The sequence below is a fragment of the Citrobacter sp. Cpo071 genome (assembly GCF_030332765.1).
GTDB lineage: Bacteria > Pseudomonadota > Gammaproteobacteria > Enterobacterales > Enterobacteriaceae > Citrobacter > Citrobacter portucalensis.
This window is the reverse complement of record NZ_JAOWHE010000081.1, coordinates 157,556-182,172: the sequence shown is the minus strand read 5'-3', so window position 1 is coordinate 182,172 and position 24,617 is coordinate 157,556. Positions and strand designations below refer to the sequence as shown.

Below are 24,617 nucleotides of genomic sequence, written 5' to 3'. Positions count from 1 at the left end.
ATGGCTAACGACGTGCACATCGGGTAATCTGCGCGCTTCGCGCAGAGCAGGTGGAGAAAAACATGAGCGACGAACTGAAGAACAAAAACGGCAAGGTCAAAGTGATGTACGTCCGCAGTGACGATGACTCGGATAAACGCACCCAAAATCCACGTACCGGAAAAGGCGGCGGTCGCCCCGGTACTTCCCGAGCCGAAGGCGGTCGTCGCCCTGCCCGTGATGACCGAAAGGGTCCGAACAGCGAACGCGGTCGTGAACGTGGTCGTGACCGCGATGTAGAACGTGACCGCAGACGTGAAGATTCACCGTGGCGTACCGTGTCCCGCGCACCGAATGATGACGCAGCGGATAAAGCCGATCACGGCGGTATTAGCGGTAAGAGCTTTATCGATCCTGAAGTGTTACGCCGTCAGCGTGCGGAAGAAACCCGCGTTTACGGTGAGAATGCCTGTCAGGCTCTGTTCCAGAGTCGTCCGGACGCCATCGTCCGCGCTTGGTTTGTTCAGAGCGTAACCCCGCGCTTTAAAGAAGCATTACGCTGGATGGCGGCAAACCGCAAAGCCTATCACGTGGTTGACGAAGCCGAGCTGGCGAAAGCCTCTGGCACAGAACACCACGGTGGCGTTTGTTTCCTGATCAAAAAACGTAACGGTACTACCGTTAAGCAGTGGGTCGGTCAGGCAGGGGCGCAGGATTGTGTGCTGGCACTGGAAGATATCGCTAACCCGCATAACCTGGGCGGCATGATGCGTAGCTGCGCGCACTTCGGTGTGAAAGGCGTAGTGGTTCAGGATGCGGCGCTGCTGGAATCAGGTGCGGCCATCCGTACCGCTGAAGGCGGAGCTGAGCACGTTCAGCCGATTACCGGCGACAGCATTGTTGATGTGCTGGACGACTTCCGCCAGGCGGGTTACACGGTTGTGATGACCTCAAGCGCGAAAGGCAAACCGCTGTTTACTACCACGCTGCCGGAAAAAATGGTGCTGGTATTAGGGCGTGAGCGTGAAGCTCTGCCAGAAGCAGCATGCTCAGCCGACGATTTGTGCATAGCGATTGACGGCACTGGCAAGGTAGAAACGCTCAACGTTTCTGTGGCAACAGGCGTGCTGCTCGCGGAGTGGTGGCGTCAGAACAAAGCCTGATAATAAAAATGCCAGCGAATCGCTGGCATTTTTTTACTCGCTTTCTGCGGGTAATACCGGCATCCAGTCAATTGGCTTTTCACCTCGTTGTTCCAGCCATTCATTCGCCAGTACAAAGTGATTGCAGCCAAAGAAACCGCGATGCGCAGAGAGCGGTGATGGGTGGGGCGCTTTCAACACATGGTGACGCTGCGTATCAATAATCGCGCCTTTCTTCTGTGCGTGAGAACCCCAGAGCAGGAAAACCACGCCTTCCCTATGTTGGTTAATCAGGCTGATGACTTTATCGGTAAATGTTTCCCATCCAAGGCTGGCGTGAGAATGCGCCTGACCGGCGCGGACGGTGAGTACGGTGTTGAGTAACAGTACCCCCTGGCGTGCCCAGCTTTCCAGATATCCGTGCGTTGGGCGCGTGAAACCTGGAATCGTTGCCTCCAGCTCTTTGTACATGTTCAGCAACGAGGGGGGAGTGGCAATGCCGGGGCGAACAGAGAACGCGAGACCGTGTGCCTGGCCTGGACCGTGGTAAGGATCCTGACCCAGGATGACGACTTTCACGTCACCAAGCTCGGTAAAGCGAAAAGCGTTAAACACATCTTTTTGCGGCGGATAAATTGTCATTCCCGATTGACGCTCGCCGGCAACAGTATGCAGTGTGTTAACAAAATAAGGCTGCTGTTTCTCTTCAGCCAGCACATCGTGCCAGGTTAATTCGGTGGCCATCTCGCTCTCCTGCGAATTTTCAATCCCCCTAGCTTAACTGCTTCTTTCGACGTCGCAAAATTCTGTACGTTACTCAATGGTCTACCCCTTAAAGATAGTTGAAAATTTATGTAAAAAGTTTATCTGCACACATGGCGTAAGTTGATGTAAAACAATAAAATCCACCTATCACCACTTTTCATGTGTGGTTTTTATTGATTTAAATCAAAGATTCAAGGGTGTGTGAGGGGTATATATACACTCAAGCAACAATGGTTTTACCAATTGGCCGGATGACGGCCAACCGAGATCAAATAATTTTGCCGGGGAGGCATCAAATGATTACAGGTATCCAGATTACTAAAGCTGCAAACGACGACCTGCTGAACTCTTTCTGGCTGCTGGACAGCGAAAAAGGCGAAGCTCGCTGCATCGTTGCGAAAGCAGGTTTCAATGCTGATGAAGTTGTTGCAGTCAGCAAACTGGGCGAAATCGAATACCGTGAAGTACCGGTAGACGTACAGCCGGAAGTCCGCGTGGAAGGTGGTCAGCACCTGAACGTGAACGTTCTGCGTCGCGAAACGCTGGAAGATGCAGTTAAGCATCCGGAAAAATATCCGCAGCTGACCATCCGTGTTTCTGGTTATGCAGTGCGTTTCAACTCTCTGACCCCAGAACAGCAGCGCGACGTTATTGCTCGTACCTTTACTGAGAGCCTGTAAGGCTCACGGGGAATAACCCCGTTTAGCAGAGAATCAAAAAGCGGAAGATGCCAGTGCGTCTTCCGCTTTTTTGCATCTGTTAGTAAAAGATCCTCACCGCGCAATACACCAACAGCAGCGCCAGAATGATATTCAACTGTCGACCGTAACGGTGAAAAACGCGCTGAAAAAGATGGCCCGCCAGCGCCCAGCAGGCATTCCCGAAGGTGCCGATCAGCGCTAACAGAATACTCACCCCAATCAGCCAGTGGGCGTCCTGAGTGTACGGTAATACGAACGTGGATAACGCGGTAATGCCGTACAAAATGATTTTCACGTTAACAAACTGCAAGCCAAAACTTGCCCAGAAGCTAATCGGCTCTGACTGCAATCTATCGTTCGAGGTCGGGCTGGTGGCGATCTTCAGCGCCAGCCACAGGATATAAGCGGCCCCAGCCCAACTAAGCCAATGGATGATGGCTGGATCCATGACCGCCAGTGAAAATGAAATCCCGGCGCACATCATCATGACGATTAAAAAGCCCAGACTCATTCCGGCCAGTACGCGTGTACTCTGACGAAAACCGTGTGACGTCGCGGCGCTGAGCGCAAGGATGTTGTTTGGTCCGGGGGTTAGCGCGGTAATCAATGTATAGGTCCAGAATGCACTTAAAAGCGTGGGGGTCACTTGTTATCTCCTCTGTTTTGGTAGACAGTACCCGAGGCAAAACATTAAAAAAAATGAATGTTTTTGCATTCTGAGTTCGATATTTTCGATGGGTTGGTGCGGATGGATTTACGTCGGTTTATTACGCTAAAAACGGTGGTGGAAGAGGGTTCATTTCTGCGGGCATCACAAAAACTGTGCTGTACGCAATCAACGGTTACCTTTCATATTCAACAGCTTGAGCAAGAGCTTTCGGTGCAGTTGTTTGAAAAAATTGGTCGCCGGATGTGTCTCACCAGTGAGGGAAAACGGCTGATGCCGCATATCCATGACCTGACGCGCGTGATGGCATCGATTCGACAGTCGGCACATCAGGATGCGCAGCCGAGCGGCGATCTACGTGTCGCAACAGGTGAAACGCTGCTGGCGTATAAAATGCCGCAGGTTTTACAGCGATTTAAACAACGTGCGCCCCATGTGCGGCTGTCTTTACAGTCGCTGAATTGTTATGTCATTCGCGATGCATTGCTCAGTGATGATGTTGATCTGGGGGTCTTTTATCGGGTGGGTAATGACGATGCCCTGGAGTTGATGCCGCTTGGCGATCAGTCACTGGCATTAGTTGCTTCGCCACTGCTTCAGCACGTTGATTTTACTCAGCATAACCAGCACATTCCCTGCAGTTTTATCATTAATGAGCCGCAATGTATTTTCAGACAACGCTTCGAGGGGCTACTGCGTAAACGACAGATTACGCTGGAAAATACCATTGAGTTATGGAGCATTGAAAGTATTAAGCAGTGCGTATCGGCAAATCTTGGGATCAGCTTTTTGCCGCATTTTGCCGTCGAGAAGGAGTTACGTTCAGGGGAGTTGATTGAATTACCGTTCAGTGAACAACCTGAGTTAATTACGGCATTGTGTGGTTATCATGCCGGAAAAGTCGTTAGCCCGGCGATGCGGGTGTTTCTTGAGTGCATTGAAGAGAGTTTTGCATCACGTGAAAAAATGCCGGGCTAAATGGCCCGGCATTCGGTTTACTCTTTGTCGGACTGCTGGGTAGCAGCGCCGCTCGGCTTACGACGTTTGCCGATATTTTTGGCGTCGCGGTGACGTTTTTTCACCCGCGGCTTCTCTTTCTCTTTCGCCTTTTTCTCAGCGCGCTTCGCCAGCACTTTCTTGGATGGCTTACCGTTAGATTTCTCACTTGGCGCGCGCGTGGTTGGACGCAGTTCGTCAATGACGCGAGCTTTCAGCGGTTCGTCAATATAGCGGCTCGCTTTGCCGAGCAGCAGGTGGTCGTGCGCTTCAACCAAAGAGATCGCAGTGCCTTTACGGCCAGCACGACCGGTACGGCCAATACGGTGCAGATAGGCATCGCCACTGCGCGGCATGTCGAAGTTAAACACGTGGCTGACGTCAGGAATATCGATCCCGCGAGCGGCGACGTCGGTTGCTACCAGCACGTTCACACGACCATCGGTCAGGCGTTTGATCGCTTCGTTACGTTTGTTCTGCACCATCTCGCCTTCGAGATAGCAGTTATTAATGCCCGCCTGGCGCAGCCAGCCTGCCAGCTCGTGCACACGCTCACGTTTGCGTACGAAGACAATCGAGCGAGTCGCTTCCGGCTGTTTTAACAGGTGGATCAGCATGGCAGTTTTGTGCTCGATATCATCGGCACGGTAGTAAAACTGATGGATCTTCTTGCGTTCACGGGTGGACGGATCCGCTGAGACTTCGACCGGGTCTTCCAACAGACGCTCGGCAAAATCTTTAATCGCATCGCCTTCCAGCGTGGCGGAAAACAGCATGGTTTGTTTACGCCAGCGTGTTTCACCGGCGATATGCTCGATGTCCTGGGCAAAGCCCATGTCCAGCATACGGTCTGCTTCATCGAGAACTAGCGTTTCAACCGCATGGCAGTCGAAGTTTTCTTCTTTAATGTATTGCAGCAGACGACCCGTGGTGGCGACCACGATGTCCTGGTTTTCGCTAAAGACTTCCATGTGGTTCATGTAAGCCACGCCGCCGGTAATCGTAGCGATATCCAGATGTGTATTCTTCGCCAGCTCACGAGCGTGTTCGGCAACCTGCATCGCCAGTTCGCGCGTTGGCGTCAGGATTAAAATGCGCGGCGGACCAGATTTCTTGCGCGGGAAGTCGAGCAGGTGCTGCAACGCTGGCAGCAAATATGCCGCCGTTTTACCGGTGCCTGTCGGCGCAGAACCGAGTACATCACGGCCATCGAGCGCAGGCGGAATGGCGGCAGCCTGAATGGCGGTCGGGCGAGTGAAACCTTTTTCCTGGAGGGCATCCAGAAGGCTTTCATCGAGTTCAAGTTCGGAAAAAGTCGTTACAGTCATGTTCTACCTCTGAGTGGGGCGCTGATTATAGACGTTACGGCTGCAATCTTCATCTGTTTGTATGGATATACCTTCTCAGGTATTGTTTTTATCCTATGTTATCGTTTTTTTTCCAGGAAGGTTGTTCTTCATGCCCCAGTCTACATCCGTACTGAGACGTAATGGATTTACTTTTAAGCAGTTTTTTGTGGCACACGATCGCTGTGCAATGAAAGTCGGAACAGACGGCATTTTATTGGGGGCCTGGGCCCCCGTTGCGGGCGTAAAGCGGATCCTGGATATTGGTACCGGGAGTGGCCTGTTGGCGCTGATGTTGGCCCAGCGCACGGATGAAAACGTCATCATTGACGCCGTGGAGCTTGATGTCGATGCCGCGCAGCAGGCGCAGGAGAACATCGCGCAATCTCCGTGGATGCATCGCGTGAGTGTTCATACAGAAGATGCGCAGCAGTGGATACCGCGTCAGACCGTGCGTTTTGATTTGATAATCAGCAACCCTCCCTATTATGAACAGGGCGTGGAATGTGCAACACCGCAGCGCGAGCAGGCGCGCTATACCACCACGCTCGATCACGAGGCGTTGCTTACGCTGGCGGCGGACAGCATTACGGAAGAAGGTTTTTTTTGTGTCGTGCTGCCGGAACAGATTGGGAACGCGTTTACCCAGCAGGCATTAAGTATGGGCTGGCATCTGCGATTACGTACGGATGTAGCAGAAACGGAAGCCCGACTACCGCATCGGGTATTGCTGGCATTCTCCCCGCAGGCCGGGGAGTGCTTTAGCGACAGGCTGGTGATTCGTGGGCCAGACCAACGTTACTCTGAAGGTTATACGGCGCTGACCCAGGCGTTTTACCTGTTTATGTGATGACTTAGCGGCGAGAGAATGGACGGGCCGGCTTCTGGAAGCTGCTCTGGGTAATCCAGCGTGTAGTGCAGGCCCCGACTCTCTTTGCGCATCATTGCGCAGCGGACAATCAGCTCGGCAACCTGCACCAGATTGCGCAGTTCCAGCAAATTGTTCGACACGCGGAAATGGGCGTAATACTCGTCGATTTCCTGTTGCAGCATGGTGATACGGCGCAGAGCGCGCTCCAGGCGCTTGGTCGTACGCACAATACCGACGTAATCCCACATAAACAGCCGCAGCTCATGCCAGTTATGCTGGATAACAACCAACTCATCCGGATTTTCTACCCGGCTTTCATCCCAGCCCGGGAGCGTGCTAACGCCGCGAGCATAAGGCATGCGCCTGTCGATATCTTCAGCCGCGGACCAGCCATAAACCAGACACTCCAGCAATGAGTTCGATGCCATCCGGTTGGCGCCATGCAGGCCGGTGTAACTCACTTCGCCGATCGCATACAGCCCGTCGACATCGGTACGGCCAAAGTCATCCACCATCACACCGCCGCAGGTATAGTGCGCGGCAGGCACGATGGGAACCGGCTCTTTGGTTAAATCAATGCCCAATCCCAGCAACTTTTCATAAATCATCGGGAAATGCTGACGAACAAATTCTTCCGACTTATGGCTGATATCGAGGAACATGCAATCTGCACCAAGGCGCTTCATTTCATGATCAATGGCGCGGGCGACAATATCGCGGGGAGCCAATTCGCCACGTTCGTCAAAATCGGGCATAAAGCGTGAACCGTCCGGGCGCTTCAGGTGCGCTCCTTCGCCGCGCAGCGCTTCGGTCAGCAGAAAATTGCGCGCCTGCGGATGATACAGCGCTGTCGGGTGAAACTGGTTAAACTCCAGGTTGGCGACGCGGCATCCTGCGCGCCAGGCCATTGCAATCCCGTCACCCGAGGAAATATCCGGATTGGTGGTGTATTGATACACCTTTGATGCGCCGCCGGTGGCCAACACTACCGACTTCGCATGGCAGGTTTCGACGGCTTCTTTATTACGATTCCAGATCCATGCGCCGACAACCCGACGCGTTCCCGGCAGACCGATTTTATCGGAGACAATCAGGTCGACGGCGTTGCTCCGCTCAAGAACCCGGATATTGGGGTGATTTTGTGCCTGGCTGACGAGGGTGGTTTCGACTTCTTTGCCGGTAGCATCCGCAGCGTGCAGGATGCGTCGATGGCTGTGACCGCCTTCACGGGTCAGGTGATAGCTCTCTTCGCCGTTAGGCTGAACCTGTGTATCGAATAAGACGCCCTGATCGATAAGCCATTGAACGCAGGTGCGAGCATTGCTGGCGACAAATTCAACCGCATGGCGATCGCACAGCCCGGCCCCGGCAATCAGCGTATCTTCAACGTGGGAGTCGATACTGTCGGTTTCATCGAAAACCGCGGCAATACCCCCCTGGGCATAAAATGTCGAGCCTTCGCTGACCGGCCCTTTGCTCAGGACAATAACCTGATGTTTTTCAGCCAGGCGCAGCGCCAGTGAGAGTCCGGCAGCCCCGCTGCCAATGATCAGCACGTCACAGGATAATTCAGGAGTCGTATTCATGATGTTTGTTTAATTTACTAAACAGTGTTTGGTCACCATAGCACCACATTGCGCGATACTGCACGTTTTATTTTTAAATGTGTTGCAATGACTAAACATGAAGGAAAAGCATGATGAGGGCGAAATAGGCAAAAATATTTTGTGAAGCAGGCCGTTAGCATCAGATTATGTGATGAAATAAAGTGCCCGTTGGGTTACTCTGCAAGCGGTGAAATGGGCATTTCTGTACAGATAGTGCGTTGATCGGGTTATGTAGACTTATAATGAGAGATAAGACCTGTCTACAACATGACAAACAAAAAACAATGCGTAACGGAACTTTACGAAACTTGAGCACTCTAAGCATTTGCTTGCTCATAGTGAAGCTGATGGAGTGGCGTTTCGAAAGCGCGTGGAAATTTGGTTTGGGGAGACTTTACCTCGGATGAGCGAGCAGTTAACGGACCAGGTCCTGGTAGAACGGGTCCAGAAGGGAGATCAGAAAGCCTTTAACCTACTGGTAGTGCGCTATCAGCATAAGGTGGCGAGTCTGGTTTCTCGCTATGTACCGTCGGGTGATGTACCCGATGTAGTACAAGAAGCATTTATCAAAGCCTATCGTGCGCTGGACTCGTTCCGGGGAGATAGTGCTTTTTATACCTGGCTGTATCGTATTGCAGTCAATACAGCGAAGAATTACCTGGTCGCTCAGGGGCGTCGTCCACCTTCCAGTGATATTGATGCGATTGAAGCAGAAAATTACGAAAGTGGCGGTGCGCTGAAAGAAATTTCGAACCCTGAGAACTTAATGTTGTCAGAAGAACTGAGACAGATAGTTTTCCGAACTATTGAGTCCCTCCCGGAAGATTTACGCATGGCAATAACCTTGCGGGAGCTGGATGGCCTGAGCTATGAAGAGATAGCCGCTATCATGGATTGTCCGGTAGGTACGGTGCGTTCACGTATCTTCCGAGCGAGGGAAGCTATTGATAATAAAGTTCAACCGCTTATCAGGCGTTGACGATAGCGGGATACTGGAAAAGGTATTAGGCATGCAGAAAGAGAAACTTTCCGCTTTAATGGATGGCGAAACGCTGGATACTGAGTTACTCAAAGAGCTAACTCACGACCCGGAAATGCAAAAAACCTGGGAGAGTTATCACCTGATTCGCGATTCCATGCGAGGTGATACTGCCGACGTTCTCCATTTCGATATTTCCGCCCGCGTAATGGCCGCCATCCAGGATGAGCCAGTACGTCAGACGGCGCCATTGATTCCTGAGGCCCAGCCAGCACCGCACCAGTGGCAGAAAATGCCATTCTGGAAGAAAATGCGTCCGTGGGCCGCGCAGCTTACCCAAATGGGTGTGGCCGCGTGCGTATCACTTGCAGTTATCGTTGGCGTCCAGCACTATAATGGGCAATCTGAAACGTCCCAGCAGCCCGAAACACCGGTATTTAATACATTACCGATGATGGGTAAAGCCAGTCCGGTAAGCCTGGGTGTACCTTCTGACGCGACGGCCAGCGGCGGTCAACAACAGCAGGTACAGGAGCAGCGTCGTCGTATTAATGCTATGTTGCAGGATTACGAACTGCAACGTCGACTGCACTCTGAACAGCTTCAGTTTGAGCAGGCCCAAACACAGCAAGCCGCTGTGCAGGTGCCAGGAATTCAAACTTTAGGAACGCAATCGCAGTAATGAAGCAACTTTGGTTTGCCATGTCACTTGTGGCTGGTAGCCTGTTCTTCTCTGTAAACGCCTCGGCCAATCCTGCGTCCGGGGCGTTGTTGCAGCAGATGAATCTGGCCAGCCAGTCGCTAACCTATGAGCTGTCATTTGTCAGCATCAATAAGCAGGGTGTTGAATCCCTACGTTATCGTCATGCCCGCCAGGATAACCGTCCACTTGCGCAACTATTACAAATGGATGGACCGCGCCGGGAAGTGGTGCAACGCGGCAACGAAATTAGCTATTTTGAGCCAGGTCTCGAACCGTTCACATTGAACGGCGACTATATTGTTGACTCTCTGCCATCCCTGATTTACACCGATTTCAAACGCCTTGCTCCCTACTATGATTTTATCTCAGTAGGCCGCACCCGTATTGCCGATCGGCTCTGTGAAGTGATCCGCGTTGTGGCGCGTGACGGCACCCGTTACAGCTATATCGTTTGGATGGACACGGAGACCAAACTGCCAATGCGTGTCGATCTCCTCGATCGTGATGGCGAAACGCTGGAACAGTTCCGTGTAATCTCCTTTACCGTGAATAACGGTGTTAGCGACAGCATGCAGACGTTAGCAAAAGCGAATTTACCACCGTTGCTGTCGGTTCCTGCAGGCGAGAAAACCAACTTCAACTGGAGTCCGTCGTGGTTGCCACAAGGTTTCAGTGAGGTCTCAAGCAGTCGACGTCCGCTGCCGACGATGGATAACATGCCGATTGAATCACGCCTTTATTCTGATGGCCTGTTTAGTTTCTCCGTGAACGTAAACCGTGCGACGCAGAACAGCGCCGATCAACTGCTGCGTACTGGTCGCAGAACGGTCAGCACCAGCGTGCGTGATAACGCGGAAATTACGATTGTGGGCGAGCTTCCGCCACAAACGGCGAAGCGTATCGCGGACAATATCAAGTTCAGGGCAGCACAATGATTAAAGAGTGGGCGACGGTCGTCTCCTGGCAAAATGGTCTGGCGACGGTCAGCTGTGATGTTAAAGCATCATGTAGCAGCTGCGCTTCCCGGGCCGGATGCGGGAGCCGCGTGCTGAACAAACTGGGACCACAGACCACACACACTATCGTGGTGCCCTGCGACGAACCCTTGACCCCTGGTCAAAAAGTTGAACTGGGCATTGCCGAAGGTAGCCTGTTGGGATCGGCGATGCTGGTCTACATGTCTCCGTTGGCGGGACTGTTTCTTTTCGCGGCGCTGTTCCAGGTGCTGTTTGGTTCCGATCTTGCGGCATTAAGCGGCGCAGTGCTGGGGGGCGTGGGCGGATTCCTGATTGCTCGTGGATACTCTCGTAAGCTTGCTGAGCGCGAAGCCTGGCAGCCGGTCATTCTAAACGTTGCTCTCCCACCCGATCTTATTCGCGTCGAAACCCAGCAGTGATATCTTTGCCTGATGGCGTTGCGCTTATCAGGTCTACAGCGTGCTCAGATGCAGGCGTAGGCCGGATAAGGCGTTTATGCCGCCATCCGGCAAAAGTTTCACCGACTTTGCAAGGTTGTTTCCAGTTCCCGCTATCCTTGCTCTATGAACGTTTCCTCGCCTCAGCGTTGTAGTGTAGAATGCGGCGTTTCACTTAAACAGACGTTAAGCTCAGATCAGCGACTTCTCAGAGCCTGCTCCGGCGGGCGTAAGGCACAATAATTACACTATATGAAGAACATACGTAACTTTTCAATCATAGCTCACATCGACCACGGTAAATCGACGCTGTCTGACCGTATTATCCAGATCTGCGGTGGCCTGTCTGACCGTGAAATGGAAGCGCAGGTTCTCGACTCGATGGATCTTGAGCGTGAGCGCGGTATTACTATCAAAGCGCAGAGCGTGACGCTCGATTTCAAAGCATCTGATGGTGAAACCTATCAGCTTAACTTTATCGACACCCCGGGCCACGTTGACTTCTCGTATGAAGTTTCCCGCTCGCTTGCTGCCTGTGAAGGCGCATTGCTGGTTGTTGATGCCGGACAGGGCGTAGAAGCGCAGACCCTGGCTAACTGCTATACCGCCATGGAAATGGATCTGGAAGTAGTACCGGTACTGAATAAAATTGACCTGCCAGCCGCCGATCCTGAACGCGTAGCGGAAGAGATCGAAGATATCGTCGGTATCGATGCGACAGATGCCGTTCGCTGCTCGGCGAAAACCGGCGTTGGCGTCACTGACGTTCTTGAACGTCTGGTACGCGACATTCCGCCGCCGGAAGGCGATCCGGAAGGCCCATTGCAAGCGCTGATCATCGACTCCTGGTTCGATAACTACCTTGGCGTGGTGTCACTGGTGCGTATTAAAAACGGCACCATGCGTAAAGGCGACAAAATTAAAGTAATGAGCACCGGTCAGGTCTATAACGCCGACCGTCTGGGCATCTTCACGCCAAAACAGGTTGACCGTACCGAGCTGAAATGCGGCGAGGTAGGTTGGTTGGTTTGTGCGATTAAAGACATCCTCGGCGCACCGGTTGGCGATACCCTGACGCAGGCGCGTAACCCGGCAGACAAACCGCTGCCAGGCTTTAAAAAAGTGAAGCCGCAGGTTTACGCCGGTCTGTTCCCGGTGAGCTCTGACGACTATGAAAACTTCCGTGACGCGCTTGGCAAACTGAGCCTGAACGACGCCTCCCTGTTCTACGAACCGGAAAGCTCTACCGCGCTGGGCTTCGGCTTCCGTTGTGGCTTCCTTGGTCTGCTGCACATGGAGATCATTCAGGAACGTCTGGAGCGTGAATACGATCTGGATCTGATCACCACCGCGCCGACCGTAGTCTACGAAGTCGAAACCACGGCGAAAGAGACTATCTACGTCGATAGCCCGTCCAAGCTGCCGCCGCTGAACAACATCTACGAACTGCGTGAGCCGATCGCTGAGTGTCACATGCTGCTGCCGCAGGCTTACCTTGGCAACGTCATCACCCTGTGTATCGAGAAGCGCGGCGTCCAGACCAACATGGTTTACCACGGTAACCAGGTGGCGCTGACGTATGAGATTCCAATGGCGGAAGTCGTACTCGATTTCTTCGACCGTCTGAAGTCGACCTCTCGCGGCTACGCGTCGCTGGACTATAACTTCAAACGCTTCCAGGCGTCTGACATGGTGCGTGTTGATGTCCTTATCAACAACGAACGTGTCGATGCGCTGGCGCTGATTACCCACCGCGACAACTCCCAGAGCCGTGGCCGTGAACTGGTTGAGAAGATGAAAGATCTGATCCCTCGCCAGCAGTTTGATATCGCGATCCAGGCGGCCATTGGTACGCACATCATCGCGCGTTCAACGGTTAAGCAGCTGCGTAAAAACGTTCTGGCGAAATGCTACGGTGGCGATATCAGCCGTAAGAAAAAGCTGCTGCAAAAACAGAAAGAGGGTAAAAAGCGCATGAAGCAGATCGGTAACGTCGAACTGCCGCAGGAAGCGTTCCTCGCCATTCTGCATGTCGGTAAAGACAGCAAATAATCTTAAGGAGTTGGCATGGCGAACATGTTTGCCCTGATTCTGGTGATTGCCACACTGGTGACGGGCATTTTATGGTGCGTAGATAAATTCATCTTCGCGCCAAAGCGCCGGGAGCGTCAGGCAGCAGCGCAAGCTGCTGCAGGTGATTCACTGGATAAAGCTACGCTGAAAAAAGTGGCACCTAAGCCAGGCTGGCTGGAAACCGGGGCGTCCGTTTTCCCGGTACTGGCGATTGTGCTGGTGGTGCGTTCATTTATCTATGAACCATTCCAGATCCCGTCAGGTTCGATGATGCCGACGCTGCTTATCGGTGACTTTATCCTGGTGGAGAAATTCGCCTACGGGATTAAAGATCCGATTTACCAGAAAACGTTGATCGAAACCGGTCATCCGAAACGCGGTGATATCGTGGTGTTTAAATACCCGGAAGATCCGCGTCTGGACTACATTAAACGTGCTGTCGGTTTACCGGGAGACAAAGTAACGTACGATCCAGTGGCGAAAGAGGTGACTATTCAGCCAGGATGCCGTTCCGGTCAGGCGTGTGAAAACGCGCTGCCGGTAACGTACTCTGATGTTCAGCCAAGTGATTTTGTACAGACCTTTGCTCGTCGTAACGGCGGTGAAGCGACCAGCGGCTTCTTTGAAGTTCCGCTGAACGAAACGAAAGAGAACGGTATTCGCCTTTCTGAGCGTAAAGAAACGCTGGGTGAGGTTACGCACCGCATTCTGACCGTGCCGATTGCGCAGGATCAGGTGGGGATGTATTACCGTCAACCTGGTCAGCCGTTGGCAACCTGGATCGTTCCGCCGGGACACTACTTCATGATGGGTGATAACCGTGATAACAGCGCGGACAGCCGTTACTGGGGATTTGTACCGGAAGCGAATCTGGTTGGTAAAGCGACCGCTATCTGGATGAGTTTCGATAAGCAAGAAGGTGAATGGCCGACCGGTGTGCGTTTAAGCCGTATTGGTGGCATTCACTAATCACCGATAATCGTTCACGTTGTCGTCATTACGGCGGCAGCGTGAATTATTTCTCGGATAAATTCCCGCAGACTAACGACATCCCTTGTCGTTGTGTATAGAATATTCCCCCGAAGTTTTAGGTTGGCACCGACAGGTTGCCACGGCACACGAAACAGCGTTGGTTTGTATACAAAAGCATGCAGGCGAAGCCGGATGGCTCAGCGAAATGCGTATATCAGGTCTGTTTCGTGTGCTGAATTGTTGACGCATTCATTTATTGGTATCGCATGAACCCCATCGTAATTAATCGGCTTCAACGGAAGCTGGGCTACACTTTTAATCATCAGGAGCTGTTGCAGCAGGCATTAACTCACCGGAGCGCCAGCAGCAAACATAACGAGCGTTTAGAATTTTTAGGCGACTCTATTTTGAGCTTTGTTATCGCTAATGCGCTGTATCACCGTTTCCCGCGTGTGGATGAAGGTGATATGAGCCGCATGCGCGCGACGCTGGTTCGCGGCAATACGCTGGCTGAATTAGCCCGTGAGTTTGACCTCGGTGAATGTTTACGTTTGGGGCCAGGTGAGCTGAAAAGCGGCGGCTTCCGTCGTGAATCAATCCTGGCGGATACCGTTGAAGCTTTGATCGGCGGCGTCTTCCTCGACAGCGATATTCAAACCGTTGAGCAATTGATCCTGAACTGGTATCAAACTCGTCTGGATGAAATTAGCCCAGGCGACAAACAAAAAGATCCGAAAACGCGCCTGCAGGAATATTTGCAGGGCCGCCACCTGCCTCTGCCGTCTTATTTGGTGGTACAGGTCCGTGGTGAAGCACACGATCAAGAATTTACTATCCACTGCCAGGTCAGCGGCCTGAGTGAACCGGTGGTTGGCACAGGTTCGAGCCGTCGTAAGGCTGAGCAGGCTGCCGCCGAACAGGCGTTGAAAAAACTGGAGCTGGAATGAGCGAAGAGAAAACCTACTGCGGATTTATTGCTATCGTCGGTCGCCCGAACGTCGGCAAATCCACCCTGTTGAATAATCTGCTTGGGCAGAAGATTTCTATTACCTCACGTAAGGCTCAGACAACACGTCACCGTATTGTTGGCATCCATACCGAAGGCGCGTATCAGGCGATTTATGTTGATACCCCGGGTCTGCATATGGAAGAAAAACGGGCTATTAACCGCTTGATGAACAAAGCGGCGAGCAGCTCGATCGGTGATGTTGAACTGGTTATTTTCGTTGTCGAAGGCACCCGCTGGACGCCGGACGACGAAATGGTGCTCAACAAGCTGCGTGATGGCAAAGCCCCGGTTATTCTGGCCGTCAACAAAGTCGACAACGTTCAGGAAAAAGCCGATCTGCTGCCGCACCTGCAGTTCCTGGCAAGCCAGATGAACTTCCTTGATATCGTACCGATTTCTGCCGAAACCGGCTTGAATGTCGATACCGTAGCGGGCATCGTGCGTAAGCATTTGCCGGAAGCTATTCATCACTTCCCGGAAGATTACATTACCGACCGTTCTCAGCGCTTTATGGCCTCTGAAATCATCCGTGAAAAGCTGATGCGTTTTCTGGGTGCTGAACTGCCGTACTCCGTTACCGTGGAGATTGAGCGTTTTATCTCTAACGAACGCGGTGGCTACGACATTAACGGCCTGATCCTCGTCGAACGTGAAGGGCAGAAGAAGATGGTTATTGGCAACAAAGGGGCCAAGATTAAAACCATCGGCATCGAAGCGCGTAAAGACATGCAGGAGATGTTCGAAGCGCCCGTTCACCTCGAACTGTGGGTGAAAGTGAAATCCGGCTGGGCCGATGACGAACGCGCGCTGCGTAGCCTCGGTTACGGCGACGACGTCTAAACACATCCTCTGAAACACGGCGAGTATATGGAAGGATGGCAACGCGCTTTTGTCCTGCATAGTCGCCCCTGGAGCGAAACCAGTCTCGTGCTGGACGTCTTCACGGAAGAGTCGGGTCGCGTGCGCCTTGTGGCTAAAGGCGCACGTTCCAAACGCTCCAATCTTAAAGGCGCACTCCAGCCTTTTACCCCGTTGTTGCTTCGCTTTGGTGGACGTGGCGAGGTCAAAACCTTGCGCAGCGCCGAAGCCGTTTCTCTGGCACTCCCCCTTAGCGGAATCACGCTGTACAGCGGCTTGTATATTAACGAGCTTATCTCGCGCGTACTCGAATACGAAACCCGCTTTTCTGCACTCTTTTTCGATTACCTGAACTGCATTCAGGCGCTGGCTGGCGCGACGGGTTCGCCAGAACCTGCGTTGCGTCGCTTTGAGCTAGCCTTACTTGGTCATCTGGGGTATGGCGTCGATTTTACCCACTGTGCGGGCAGCGGCGAGCCGGTAGACGACACCATGACCTATCGCTACAGGGAAGAAAAAGGGTTTATCGCAAGCGTAGTGATTGATAACGCCACCTTTACCGGACGCCATCTGAAAGCACTCGAATCGCGGGAATTTCCGGATGCTGATACGCTTCGCGCCGCGAAACGCTTTACCCGCATGGCGTTAAAGCCGTATCTTGGTGGTAAGCCCTTAAAGAGCCGCGAATTATTCCGGCAGTTTATGCCGAAGCGAAAATAAAAAACGAGGATTGTCATGGCCGAATTACTGTTAGGCGTCAACATTGACCACATTGCCACTTTACGTAATGCACGCGGTACCGCATATCCGGACCCGGTTCAGGCAGCGTTTATCGTTGAACAGGCGGGCGCGGACGGTATTACCGTACATCTGCGTGAAGACCGTCGTCATATCACCGACCGTGACGTACGTATTTTGCGCCAGACGCTGGATACACGCATGAATCTGGAAATGGCAGTCACCGAAGAGATGCTGTCGATTGCCGTTGAGACTAAGCCGCATTTTTGCTGCCTGGTGCCGGAAAAGCGTCAGGAAGTTACCACTGAAGGTGGGCTGGACGTCGCCGGTCAGCGTGACAAGATGCGCGATGCCTGCAAACGCCTGGCGGACGCAGGCATTCTGGTTTCGCTGTTTATCGATGCCGATGAAGAGCAGATTAAGGCCGCTGCGGAAGTTGGCGCACCGTTTATTGAAATTCACACCGGCTGTTACGCCGATGCGAAAACCGACGCAGAACAGGCCAGCGAACTGGCGCGTATCGCCAAAGCGGCAACCTATGCTGCAAGTCTTGGCCTGAAGGTGAATGCGGGTCACGGTCTGACGTATCACAATGTTAAAGCTATCGCGCGTATCCCGGAAATGCACGAGCTGAATATTGGCCATGCCATTATTGGACGTGCGGTGATGAGCGGCCTGAAAGAGGCCGTAGTAGAAATGAAGCGCCTGATGCTGGAAGCGCGTGGCTAATGGCGATTCTGGGATTAGGTACGGATATCGTGGAGATTGCCCGCATCGAAGCGGTGATCTCCCGTTCCGGCGACCGCCTGGCAAGACGTGTGCTCAGCGACAACGAATGGGCAATCTGGGAAACGCATCAGCAGCCGGTGCGTTTTCTGGCGAAGCGTTTTGCAGTCAAAGAGGCGGCAGCAAAAGCCTTTGGCACGGGTATTCGCAATGGGCTGGCATTTAATCAGTTTGAAGTCTTTAACGACGAACTCGGTAAGCCGCGTCTGCGATTATGGGGAGAGGCGTTAAAACTGGCGGAAAAACTCGGCGTTGCGCACATGCATGTGACGCTGGCCGATGAGCGTCACTACGCCTGCGCCACGGTGATTATCGAAAGTTAGATTCAGGACGATGCCGGATGGCGACGCGTAGTGTCTTATCCGGCCTACGGGTTATGCGTTTGTTGCAGGGGCAGGGTAGGGGCTTCATCGCCAGATGGCGACGCGGCTAAAGTTTATCGGCGTGGTGCATCAGCACAAACTTATCCCACAGCTGCTCTTCTGTTTCGACATGCGCCGGATCTTTCAAAATAGTATTGGGGATCGGGCACACTTTCTGGCAGGTTGGCGTGTCGTAATGGCCTACGCATTCCGTACACTTGTCGCTGTTAATCTCGTAAATGCTATCACCCATCGAAATCGCCTCATTCGGGCATTCGGGCTCGCACATATCGCAATTGATACACTTTTTAGTGATTAACAGGGCCATCAGGAAACTCTCAAAACATCACAAATCGGGCGGGCATTATACGCGCATTCTTTGCTCAGACCAGTTTTTTTACCAGTGCCTCACTGTGGCGAATACGTTCCGGGGCATGCTCCAGATCCTGCTGCACCAGCGCCATAAACAGTAAATCGGTGAGCATCATTTGCGCATGGGTGGAGGAAATCGCTGCGCTGCGCGTGGCCTGCTCCTCGGCAATGGTGTACAGACAATGACTTGCCCGTTGCTGCAGTGCGTTCGGTGTAAATCCGGTGATGGCGAGGATTTTCGCGCCGGTGCGCAACGTTTCATCCGCAGCCAGGTTGAGCTCGCGACGCTCTCCGGTATACGAAATGGCCAGCAGTAGATCGTTGGGCGAAAGCGCCTGCACCGTCGCCAGTAGGGCGTGCATATCGCGTTCCACCACCGCGTTAAAACCAATCTTCAGCAGCTTCCAGGCAAAATTCTGTGCCACCAGACCCGATGCGCCAATCCCGGTCACGATAATGCGGCGGGCTGAACGCAGCATCGTGACGCTCTCCATCAGTTTCTCTTCGCTGTTGACGTCCAGCGTCGCATGCATCGCCGCCACGTTCTCCTTAATCAGTTTCTCGCCTACCATTCGCATCGGGTCGTCACCGCGAATCTGATTATGTACCGGAATGGAATGGGGGTTGGGATTGCTGGCCAATGCTTCGCTAATCGCCAGTTTGAGTGCCGGGAATCCTTTAAAGCCCATCTTTTGCGCGAATTTCACCACGCTGGACTGGCTGACGCCCGCTTCAAAGGCCAGCTGTTGTGAACTGAGATGACGCGCAGTATCCGGCTGAGCAAGAAGATAATCCGCAAGTTTTTTATCGCTTTGCGCGAGATCCGGATAACGCTGACGAATGCGAATTAAACAGTTCATGCTTTCTCCTGGCGAAAATGTGATGGCGATTACAAAACAAAATATCACTCGCCTTAGTGAATATAATATTCCATTATGACAGATTATTATGAATTAAAAATTCCTAAGGAACAAAAAATGAATCTCGGTGCGTTAGTTTCAGAAACCCGCAATCCTCAGACCATGGATCTGGATGCTCTCTCCACTCTGGAGTTGGTTCATCGTTTTAATCAACAGGATACGCTGGTAGCTGAAGCAGTAAAAGCAACTCTTCCCGAAGTTGCGCGTGCGGTCGATGCGGCAGCTGACGCGCTAAAAGCCGGTGGACGCATTATTTACATGGGAGCAGGTACCAGCGGGCGTCTTGGGGTGCTGGACGCGTCTGAATGCCCGCCGACCTTCGGCGTCCCGCACGGTCTGGTGGTTGGGCTGATTGCCGGGGGACCGGGCGCTTTGCTGAAGGCAGTAGAAGGCGCAGAAGACAACCCGCAGCTAGGCGAAGACGATCTGCGTGGGCTCAATCTTACCGCACAGGATCTGGTGGTGGGGCTGGCAGCTTCTGGTCGCACGCCGTATGTAATTGGCGGGTTGAAATATGCGCGTTCGGTGGGCTGTACAACGGCGGCTATTTCTTGCAATCCGGATTCCCCTATCGCGCATGAAGCGGATATTGCTATTTCTCCGGTAGTAGGGCCTGAGGCGCTGACCGGGTCAACACGACTGAAATCCGGCACCGCGCAAAAGCTGGTGCTCAATATGATCTCCACCGGCGCGATGGTGAAATTTGGCAAGGTGTACCAGAACCTGATGGTGGATATGCAGGCAACCAACGTCAAACTGGTCGATCGGGCGTGCCGTATGGTGGTTGAAGCCACCGGTATTGCGCGGGCTCAAGCTGAAACGCTGCTGAAGCAGACGGATTATGATGTTAAGCCAGCTATTTTAATGGCGCTCACCGGTCTGGATGCCGCTGCCGCCCGCGAAAAGCTTGCCGCTCACCAGGGTTTTTTACGCGCGGCGTTAGAACACTAAGAGGTGTATATGGATAAGACGGCGTTGCTGGCCAGCGACATCCTGCTGGGCGTTGGCGGAGAGAACAATATTCTGCGTCTGGAAAACTGTATGACCCGTGTCAGGGTGGAAGTTCAGGATGACGGGCAGATCGATATTCCCCGCCTCAGGCAACTGCCCGGCGTTAGCGGCTACGTGAAGCAGGGCACACAGCACCAGATTATTGTCGGCCCCGGTAAAGCTGCCAAAGTGGTGGATGCCATGCGTTCCCTGATTGCCGATGGCGGCGAGCGAGTAGGTGCCAATGATATTGAGCGCACCAAGTCAGAGGCCAAAGCGAAGTACAAAGCGCCGATGAGCGATGCGCTGCGCAAGCTGGCGAACGTCTTTATCCCTCTTATTCCGGCGTTTATCGCCTCTGGTTTGATTACCGGCATTATTAACATCCTTAAGCGCCCGGATATCGTGGGGGATTTTGCGACCCACTATCCAAATATGCTGGGACTGATGGGCATATTTGGCAGCGCCGTGTTTGCCATTATGAATATTCTGGTCGGGGTGAATACCGCCAAAGTTTTCGGTGGCTCCCTGGCAATGGGCGGGGTGATGGCGGGGATCCTTTCCAGCCCTCAGCTGGCGCAAATTACCCTGTTTGGCGAAGCGTTGCAGCCGGGGCGCGGTGGGGTGATTGCGGTATTGCTGGTGGTTGCGCTGATGTGCTGGATCGAACGTAAATTCCGCACGCTGTTGCCGGAATCACTGGAGCTTATCCTTAACCCGCTGCTAACCACCATCATTACCGGTGTCATCGCGATTGTGGCGCTGCAACCGCTTGGCGGATGGATTTCTGAATCTATCGCTCACGGCGCATCCTGGGCTATCGATCGCGGTGGTTTTCTGGTCGGTGCTGTGCTGGCAGGAACCTTCCTGCCGTTGGTGCTCACCGGACTTCATCAGGGATTGGTGCCCATCCACGTTGAGCTGGTTCAGGCGCACGGTTATAACGCGCTTTTTCCGATCCTGGCGATGGCGGGCGTTGGGCAAATAGGTGCTGCGATCGCGGTTCTGATGAAAACCCGTAATGCGCGGCTAAAGAAAGTGATCAAAGGGGCGCTACCGGTCGGACTGCTGGGGATTGGCGAGCCGCTCATTTTTGGCGTAACGCTGCCGTTGGGTAAGCCGTTTATCGGTGCCTGTCTTGGCGGCGCGGTAGGTGGGGCGCTGATTAGCTACTGGAAGGTGGCGACGGTCATCACCTTTGGCATCTCCGGATTACCGCTGGCACTGACGATTGTTGCCGGAAAAGTGATGTTCTATCTGTTAGGCTATCTGGTAGCAGTTATCGCCGGGTTCCTGTTTACCTGGCTATTGGGATTCACTGATCCAGAGGAATAAGGTTTGACCAATCACCAGCGCCGCGTTGTCTTTTTTGATTTGGATGGCACGTTACACCAGCAGGACATGTTCGGTAGTTTTATTCGTTATCTGCTGCGTCGCCAGCCGCTGAACGCGTTGCTTGTGCTGCCTTTGTTACCGGTGATTGCGCTGGCGTTGCTGATAAAAGGACGTGCCGCCCGCTGGCCAATGAGCCTGCTGTTATGGGGATGCACTTTTGGGCGCAGCGAAGCGCGTCTGAAAGCGCATCAGGCCGACTTTGTGCGCTGGTTTCGCAGTAACGTGACGGCGTTTCCGCTCGTGCAGCAGCGGCTGACAACCTACCTGTTAAGCTCCGACGCTGATATCTGGCTTATTACCGGCTCTCCGCAGTCACTGGTCGAGCAGGTTTACTTTGATACTCCATGGCTACCGCGAGTCAATCTGATCGCCAGCAAAATGGCGCGGGGATACGGCGGCTGGGTACTGACTTTGCGCTGTCTGGGCCATGAGAAAGTGACACAACTGGAACGCCACATTGGCGCGCCGCTAAAGCTTTACAGTGGCTATAGTGACAGTAATCAGGACAATCCTCTGCTCTCTTTTTGCCAGCATCGCTGGCGCGTCACGCCGCGCGGAGAGCTTCAGCAACTCGAATAGCTAACGCACATGCAATTTGAAGTATGACGTGTATAATGCGCCCGCTTTGATTACTGGAGTTACCCCTTTGTCAGATGTTGAATTTAGCCACGAATACTGGATACGTCATGCTTTAACGCTGGCTAAGCGCGCCTGGGATGAGCGTGAAGTCCCGGTGGGTGCGGTATTGGTACATAACAACCGAGTAATTGGCGAAGGCTGGAACCGCCCTATTGGACATCATGATCCGACTGCCCACGCTGAGATTATGGCGCTTCGTCAGGGCGGCCTGGTGCTGCAAAACTACCGCCTGTTAGATGCCACGCTGTACGTCACTCTGGAGCCGTGCGTAATGTGCGCTGGCGCGATGGTGCACAGCCGTATCGGTCGGGTCGTTTTTGGTGCGCGCGATGCGAAAACGGGCGCTGCCGGGTCATTAATGGATGTACTGCATCACCCTGGAATGAATCATCGGGTTGAAGTGACAGAGGGGGTACTGCGGGATGAATGTGCCACGTTGCTCAGTGATTTTTTCCGCATGCGCCGGCAGGAAATCAAGGCCCTGAAAAAATCCGCTAATCAGTAACTCTCAGCCTGATGGCAGTGCGCTTATCAGGCGTACAAGACTACTTCTCCTCTTTTTTATGCGGTGAAAACAGCAGGGAAGGGGAGTGCGTCAGGTAGTTTGACGACGTTTGAGACAGAAACGCCGAAAGCGGGAATTTCTCTTTACCTAATAGTTCTGCGGGCGTCACCGTCGGGTAATCCTGCGCCAGTTGCTGCGTTTCTAGCGCCTGTTTTTCTTTCTCTTGCAGATATCCCACCAAGCTAATTTGGTACTTACGGATATTTTCCACATAGGCGTAAGCTTCGTGGCCACGTGCATAGCCATAGGTCAGCTTGTTGTAATACGGCTTTTGGCTGAGCAACGGTAATCGCTGTTTTACGTCGGACCAACTGTTCGGATTGCCTTTGGTTTTCACCGTCAGCGCCCGCGCATCCAGCATGTGTGCATAACCCATGTTATAGGCTGCAAGGGCAAACCAGATGCGTTCTCCTTCGGGGACGGTATCCGGTACTTTACTCATCATATCCTGCAAGTATCGCGCGCCGCCGCTGATACTCTGTTCGGCATCGGTACGGTCGGTCAGCCCGAGACTTTGAGCAGTATTTTTGGTCAGCATCATCAGTCCGCGTACGCCGGTTGGAGAGGTGGCCTGCGCGTCCCAGTGTGATTCCTGATACGAGATAGCGGCCAGCAGTCGCCAGTCTATCTCTTGCGCATATTTCTCAAACAGCGGCTTGAGGTCCGGCAACACGCTGTCTACGGCGCGTAAAAAGGAGCGGGTATCAACATAGTCAAAATCATCGCCATGCCCGAGATATTTCTCTTCCAGCCGTGCCAGAGAACCGTCTTCATTCATGGTGTTGAAGAAATCCAGTAGGGCGGCAGACAGCGTGTTGTCATCGTCCAGCCGACTAAACCATGTCACCGGTTGTTCGTCAGAGACGTCGAGCGCTACGGCCAGCTCAGGATGCACGCGTTGATATAAGCTGATGGCAACAGAATCGGCAATGGTGTAATCCAGCTTTCCGGCGATTACATCATCAAGCAGTTCGGTGGTGCCCTTTTTGTCATCGACTTTCCAGCTCAGATCGGGAAATTTTTTCTCTTTTAGCTGCTGGAGGTCATTAACCACCACGTGCCCCGGGGCGATAGTCAGTTGGTTTTCGTTCACCGTGGCAAGCGTGCGCGGACGGTATTGCCCAACCCGGTACACCAGCTGTTGTGAAACCGAATAATAGGTCGGGCCGGGCTGGTAATTTTTAACCCGCTCGCTGTTATAGACCAGGCCTGCGGCTAGCAGGTCGGCATTGCCGTTATCCAGGTCGTCAAAAAGCTGGCTGATGTTCTGGCGTACGGTAACTTTTAACTTCACGCCTAAGTAGTCGGCAAATTCCTGGGCCAGTTCATAATCCAGACCGAATTTTTTGCCGTTGAGGGTCGCGTAAGTTAATGGCGAATCAATGGTACTGACGCGCAGCTCTCCCCGCGACTGAATGGCGGCGATACGATTTTCGGCTTTACCGAACCAGGGGATAGATGGCCAAAGGGCCGCTGCCAACAACAGCGTCAATATGCCGATGAACAGATAATTAATCTTTAATTTTTTCAATTAGTTAATTCTCTGAACCGTACGTTGTCTCTGTCTGCTGTGGTGTTGATTAAGAAGTGAAGTCGTCATTGATGAACGGCATTTTGCTTAAACTTGCGTCAGTTGGCAACTTATTCAGAAATCTGACCGCATTTGATGATAAGTGACGGTCGTGATTTTATTTCGACGCAAACGGTTTCGTCGGCGCGGTAGATTCTTTATAATGACGCCCGTTTCCCCCACTTGGGCACACCGAAA

The 24,617-nt window shown here is 53.0% G+C and carries 27 protein-coding genes; 20 read left to right on the top strand and 7 right to left on the bottom strand.

Annotated features, from left to right (window positions below):
* Window positions 1–62: 62 nt before the first annotated feature.
* A complete protein-coding gene (locus tag OGY09_RS14080) occupies window positions 63–1,142 on the top strand; it encodes a tRNA/rRNA methyltransferase (protein ID WP_020996710.1) in 1,080 nt (359 codons plus the stop codon).
* Window positions 1,143–1,175: 33 nt separating this feature from the next.
* Here OGY09_RS14080 and ung read toward each other — a convergent pair whose 3' ends face one another.
* A complete protein-coding gene (gene ung / locus OGY09_RS14075) occupies window positions 1,176–1,865 on the bottom strand; it encodes a uracil-DNA glycosylase (protein WP_008785504.1) in 690 nt (229 codons plus the stop codon).
* Between the two features lie 317 nt (window positions 1,866–2,182).
* Here ung and grcA point away from each other — a divergent pair, with 317 nt between their 5' ends.
* Entirely contained in the window at window positions 2,183–2,566 is a 384-nt protein-coding gene (grcA, locus tag OGY09_RS14070) for an autonomous glycyl radical cofactor GrcA (protein ID WP_003037563.1), read from the top strand.
* 79 nt (window positions 2,567–2,645) lie between these two features.
* Here grcA and eamB read toward each other — a convergent pair whose 3' ends face one another.
* Window positions 2,646–3,233: a cysteine/O-acetylserine transporter gene (eamB, locus tag OGY09_RS14065; protein WP_032944265.1), complete on the bottom strand. Its 588-nt coding sequence runs from the start codon at window positions 3,231–3,233 to the stop codon at window positions 2,646–2,648.
* A gap of 102 nt (window positions 3,234–3,335) precedes the next feature.
* On the opposite strand from eamB, the gene OGY09_RS14060 reads away from it, so the two are divergent.
* Window positions 3,336–4,232: a LysR family transcriptional regulator gene (locus tag OGY09_RS14060; protein WP_100247265.1), complete on the top strand. Its 897-nt coding sequence runs from the start codon at window positions 3,336–3,338 to the stop codon at window positions 4,230–4,232.
* Window positions 4,233–4,249: 17 nt separating this feature from the next.
* On the opposite strand, the gene srmB is transcribed toward OGY09_RS14060, so the two are convergent.
* The gene (gene srmB, locus OGY09_RS14055) at window positions 4,250–5,578 is read right to left on the bottom strand and encodes an ATP-dependent RNA helicase SrmB (RefSeq protein WP_032944261.1); all 1,329 of its coding nucleotides are present in this window, start codon (window positions 5,576–5,578) and stop codon (window positions 4,250–4,252) included.
* Between the two features lie 130 nt (window positions 5,579–5,708).
* Between srmB and trmN the strand changes: the two genes are divergently transcribed.
* A complete protein-coding gene (gene trmN, locus OGY09_RS14050; protein ID WP_032944259.1) occupies window positions 5,709–6,446 on the top strand; it encodes a tRNA(1)(Val) (adenine(37)-N(6))-methyltransferase TrmN in 738 nt (245 codons plus the stop codon).
* Here trmN and nadB read toward each other — a convergent pair.
* On the bottom strand, window positions 6,431–8,053 hold the full coding sequence (nadB, locus tag OGY09_RS14045; protein WP_286590558.1) for an L-aspartate oxidase: 1,623 nt from the start codon (window positions 8,051–8,053) through the stop codon (window positions 6,431–6,433). The genes trmN and nadB overlap by 16 nt on opposite strands.
* A gap of 263 nt (window positions 8,054–8,316) precedes the next feature.
* Between nadB and rseD the strand changes: the two genes are divergently transcribed.
* The 12 genes from rseD (at window position 8,317) to acpS (ending at window position 17,929) form a co-directional block, all read left to right on the top strand.
* Complete coding sequence (gene rseD, locus OGY09_RS14040) at window positions 8,317–8,481, top strand: rpoE leader peptide RseD (protein ID WP_122973798.1); 165 nt, start codon at window positions 8,317–8,319, stop codon at window positions 8,479–8,481.
* On the top strand, window positions 8,478–9,053 hold the full coding sequence (rpoE, locus tag OGY09_RS14035; RefSeq protein WP_003037573.1) for an RNA polymerase sigma factor RpoE: 576 nt from the start codon (window positions 8,478–8,480) through the stop codon (window positions 9,051–9,053). Before rseD ends, rpoE begins: the two co-directional genes overlap by 4 nt.
* A gap of 31 nt (window positions 9,054–9,084) precedes the next feature.
* Window positions 9,085–9,735: an anti-sigma-E factor RseA gene (gene rseA, locus OGY09_RS14030; protein ID WP_008785497.1), complete on the top strand. Its 651-nt coding sequence runs from the start codon at window positions 9,085–9,087 to the stop codon at window positions 9,733–9,735.
* Window positions 9,735–10,691: a sigma-E factor regulatory protein RseB gene (gene rseB / locus OGY09_RS14025; RefSeq protein ID WP_003835334.1), complete on the top strand. Its 957-nt coding sequence runs from the start codon at window positions 9,735–9,737 to the stop codon at window positions 10,689–10,691. The genes rseA and rseB overlap by 1 nt, the downstream gene beginning before the upstream one ends.
* Window positions 10,688–11,152, top strand: coding sequence for a SoxR-reducing system protein RseC (gene rseC, locus OGY09_RS14020; protein WP_003037576.1), 465 nt, complete (start codon window positions 10,688–10,690; stop codon window positions 11,150–11,152). The genes rseB and rseC overlap by 4 nt, the downstream gene beginning before the upstream one ends.
* A gap of 270 nt (window positions 11,153–11,422) precedes the next feature.
* Window positions 11,423–13,222: a translation elongation factor 4 gene (gene lepA, locus OGY09_RS14015; protein ID WP_003037577.1), complete on the top strand. Its 1,800-nt coding sequence runs from the start codon at window positions 11,423–11,425 to the stop codon at window positions 13,220–13,222.
* 15 nt (window positions 13,223–13,237) lie between these two features.
* Window positions 13,238–14,212, top strand: a complete 975-nt coding sequence (gene lepB / locus OGY09_RS14010; RefSeq protein WP_003835329.1) for a signal peptidase I — start codon at window positions 13,238–13,240, stop codon at window positions 14,210–14,212.
* Window positions 14,213–14,481: 269 nt separating this feature from the next.
* On the top strand, window positions 14,482–15,162 hold the full coding sequence (gene rnc, locus OGY09_RS14005) for a ribonuclease III (RefSeq protein WP_003037579.1): 681 nt from the start codon (window positions 14,482–14,484) through the stop codon (window positions 15,160–15,162).
* A complete protein-coding gene (gene era, locus OGY09_RS14000; protein ID WP_003037581.1) occupies window positions 15,159–16,064 on the top strand; it encodes a GTPase Era in 906 nt (301 codons plus the stop codon). Before rnc ends, era begins: the two co-directional genes overlap by 4 nt.
* A gap of 27 nt (window positions 16,065–16,091) precedes the next feature.
* On the top strand, window positions 16,092–16,802 hold the full coding sequence (gene recO / locus OGY09_RS13995) for a DNA repair protein RecO (RefSeq protein WP_008785495.1): 711 nt from the start codon (window positions 16,092–16,094) through the stop codon (window positions 16,800–16,802).
* A 15-nt stretch (window positions 16,803–16,817) separates the two neighbouring features.
* The gene (gene pdxJ / locus OGY09_RS13990) at window positions 16,818–17,549 is read left to right on the top strand and encodes a pyridoxine 5'-phosphate synthase (RefSeq protein WP_008785494.1); all 732 of its coding nucleotides are present in this window, start codon (window positions 16,818–16,820) and stop codon (window positions 17,547–17,549) included.
* Window positions 17,549–17,929, top strand: a complete 381-nt coding sequence (gene acpS / locus OGY09_RS13985) for a holo-ACP synthase (RefSeq protein WP_003037588.1) — start codon at window positions 17,549–17,551, stop codon at window positions 17,927–17,929. The genes pdxJ and acpS overlap by 1 nt, the downstream gene beginning before the upstream one ends.
* A 106-nt stretch (window positions 17,930–18,035) precedes the next feature.
* Here the strand turns inward: acpS and OGY09_RS13980 are convergent, their stop codons facing one another.
* Window positions 18,036–18,296 carry a YfhL family 4Fe-4S dicluster ferredoxin gene (locus OGY09_RS13980; RefSeq protein WP_003037590.1) on the bottom strand — a complete coding sequence of 87 codons (261 nt, stop codon included), beginning with the start codon at window positions 18,294–18,296 and terminating at the stop codon, window positions 18,036–18,038.
* Between the two features lie 55 nt (window positions 18,297–18,351).
* A complete protein-coding gene (locus tag OGY09_RS13975) occupies window positions 18,352–19,200 on the bottom strand; it encodes a MurR/RpiR family transcriptional regulator (protein WP_032944256.1) in 849 nt (282 codons plus the stop codon).
* Between the two features lie 117 nt (window positions 19,201–19,317).
* On the opposite strand from OGY09_RS13975, the gene murQ reads away from it, so the two are divergent.
* Genes murQ through tadA form a run of 4 tightly spaced genes read left to right on the top strand, consistent with a single transcriptional unit; the run spans window position 19,318 to window position 22,789 of the window.
* Window positions 19,318–20,211: an N-acetylmuramic acid 6-phosphate etherase gene (gene murQ, locus OGY09_RS13970; RefSeq protein WP_032944255.1), complete on the top strand. Its 894-nt coding sequence runs from the start codon at window positions 19,318–19,320 to the stop codon at window positions 20,209–20,211.
* 9 nt (window positions 20,212–20,220) lie between these two features.
* The gene (locus tag OGY09_RS13965; RefSeq protein ID WP_032944253.1) at window positions 20,221–21,585 is read left to right on the top strand and encodes a PTS transporter subunit EIIC; all 1,365 of its coding nucleotides are present in this window, start codon (window positions 20,221–20,223) and stop codon (window positions 21,583–21,585) included.
* Window positions 21,586–21,588: 3 nt separating this feature from the next.
* Complete coding sequence (gene yfhb, locus OGY09_RS13960; RefSeq protein WP_032944252.1) at window positions 21,589–22,224, top strand: phosphatidylglycerophosphatase C; 636 nt, start codon at window positions 21,589–21,591, stop codon at window positions 22,222–22,224.
* 28 nt (window positions 22,225–22,252) lie between these two features.
* Window positions 22,253–22,789, top strand: a complete 537-nt coding sequence (tadA, locus tag OGY09_RS13955) for a tRNA adenosine(34) deaminase TadA (RefSeq protein WP_275399177.1) — start codon at window positions 22,253–22,255, stop codon at window positions 22,787–22,789.
* 40 nt (window positions 22,790–22,829) lie between these two features.
* On the opposite strand, the gene mltF is transcribed toward tadA, so the two are convergent.
* Complete coding sequence (mltF, locus tag OGY09_RS13950; protein WP_008785489.1) at window positions 22,830–24,380, bottom strand: membrane-bound lytic murein transglycosylase MltF; 1,551 nt, start codon at window positions 24,378–24,380, stop codon at window positions 22,830–22,832.
* Window positions 24,381–24,617: the final 237 nt, after the last annotated feature.

What these genes read in the sequence shown, in the direction of transcription:
- OGY09_RS14080 (WP_020996710.1), top strand. Translation starts at nt 63, where the DNA reads ATGAGCGACGAACTGAAGAACAAAAACGGCAAGGTCAAAGTGATGTAC.
- ung (WP_008785504.1), bottom strand. Translation starts at nt 1,865, where the DNA reads ATGGCCACCGAATTAACCTGGCACGATGTGCTGGCTGAAGAGAAACAG.
- grcA (WP_003037563.1), top strand. Translation starts at nt 2,183, where the DNA reads ATGATTACAGGTATCCAGATTACTAAAGCTGCAAACGACGACCTGCTG.
- OGY09_RS14060 (WP_100247265.1), top strand. Translation starts at nt 3,336, where the DNA reads ATGGATTTACGTCGGTTTATTACGCTAAAAACGGTGGTGGAAGAGGGT.
- srmB (WP_032944261.1), bottom strand. Translation starts at nt 5,578, where the DNA reads ATGACTGTAACGACTTTTTCCGAACTTGAACTCGATGAAAGCCTTCTG.
- trmN (WP_032944259.1), top strand. Translation starts at nt 5,709, where the DNA reads ATGCCCCAGTCTACATCCGTACTGAGACGTAATGGATTTACTTTTAAG.
- nadB (WP_286590558.1), bottom strand. Translation starts at nt 8,053, where the DNA reads ATGAATACGACTCCTGAATTATCCTGTGACGTGCTGATCATTGGCAGC.
- rseD (WP_122973798.1), top strand. Translation starts at nt 8,317, where the DNA reads ATGAGAGATAAGACCTGTCTACAACATGACAAACAAAAAACAATGCGT.
- rpoE (WP_003037573.1), top strand. Translation starts at nt 8,478, where the DNA reads ATGAGCGAGCAGTTAACGGACCAGGTCCTGGTAGAACGGGTCCAGAAG.
- rseA (WP_008785497.1), top strand. Translation starts at nt 9,085, where the DNA reads ATGCAGAAAGAGAAACTTTCCGCTTTAATGGATGGCGAAACGCTGGAT.
- rseB (WP_003835334.1), top strand. Translation starts at nt 9,735, where the DNA reads ATGAAGCAACTTTGGTTTGCCATGTCACTTGTGGCTGGTAGCCTGTTC.
- rseC (WP_003037576.1), top strand. Translation starts at nt 10,688, where the DNA reads ATGATTAAAGAGTGGGCGACGGTCGTCTCCTGGCAAAATGGTCTGGCG.
- lepA (WP_003037577.1), top strand. Translation starts at nt 11,423, where the DNA reads ATGAAGAACATACGTAACTTTTCAATCATAGCTCACATCGACCACGGT.
- lepB (WP_003835329.1), top strand. Translation starts at nt 13,238, where the DNA reads ATGGCGAACATGTTTGCCCTGATTCTGGTGATTGCCACACTGGTGACG.
- rnc (WP_003037579.1), top strand. Translation starts at nt 14,482, where the DNA reads ATGAACCCCATCGTAATTAATCGGCTTCAACGGAAGCTGGGCTACACT.
- era (WP_003037581.1), top strand. Translation starts at nt 15,159, where the DNA reads ATGAGCGAAGAGAAAACCTACTGCGGATTTATTGCTATCGTCGGTCGC.
- recO (WP_008785495.1), top strand. Translation starts at nt 16,092, where the DNA reads ATGGAAGGATGGCAACGCGCTTTTGTCCTGCATAGTCGCCCCTGGAGC.
- pdxJ (WP_008785494.1), top strand. Translation starts at nt 16,818, where the DNA reads ATGGCCGAATTACTGTTAGGCGTCAACATTGACCACATTGCCACTTTA.
- acpS (WP_003037588.1), top strand. Translation starts at nt 17,549, where the DNA reads ATGGCGATTCTGGGATTAGGTACGGATATCGTGGAGATTGCCCGCATC.
- OGY09_RS13980 (WP_003037590.1), bottom strand. Translation starts at nt 18,296, where the DNA reads ATGGCCCTGTTAATCACTAAAAAGTGTATCAATTGCGATATGTGCGAG.
- OGY09_RS13975 (WP_032944256.1), bottom strand. Translation starts at nt 19,200, where the DNA reads ATGAACTGTTTAATTCGCATTCGTCAGCGTTATCCGGATCTCGCGCAA.
- murQ (WP_032944255.1), top strand. Translation starts at nt 19,318, where the DNA reads ATGAATCTCGGTGCGTTAGTTTCAGAAACCCGCAATCCTCAGACCATG.
- OGY09_RS13965 (WP_032944253.1), top strand. Translation starts at nt 20,221, where the DNA reads ATGGATAAGACGGCGTTGCTGGCCAGCGACATCCTGCTGGGCGTTGGC.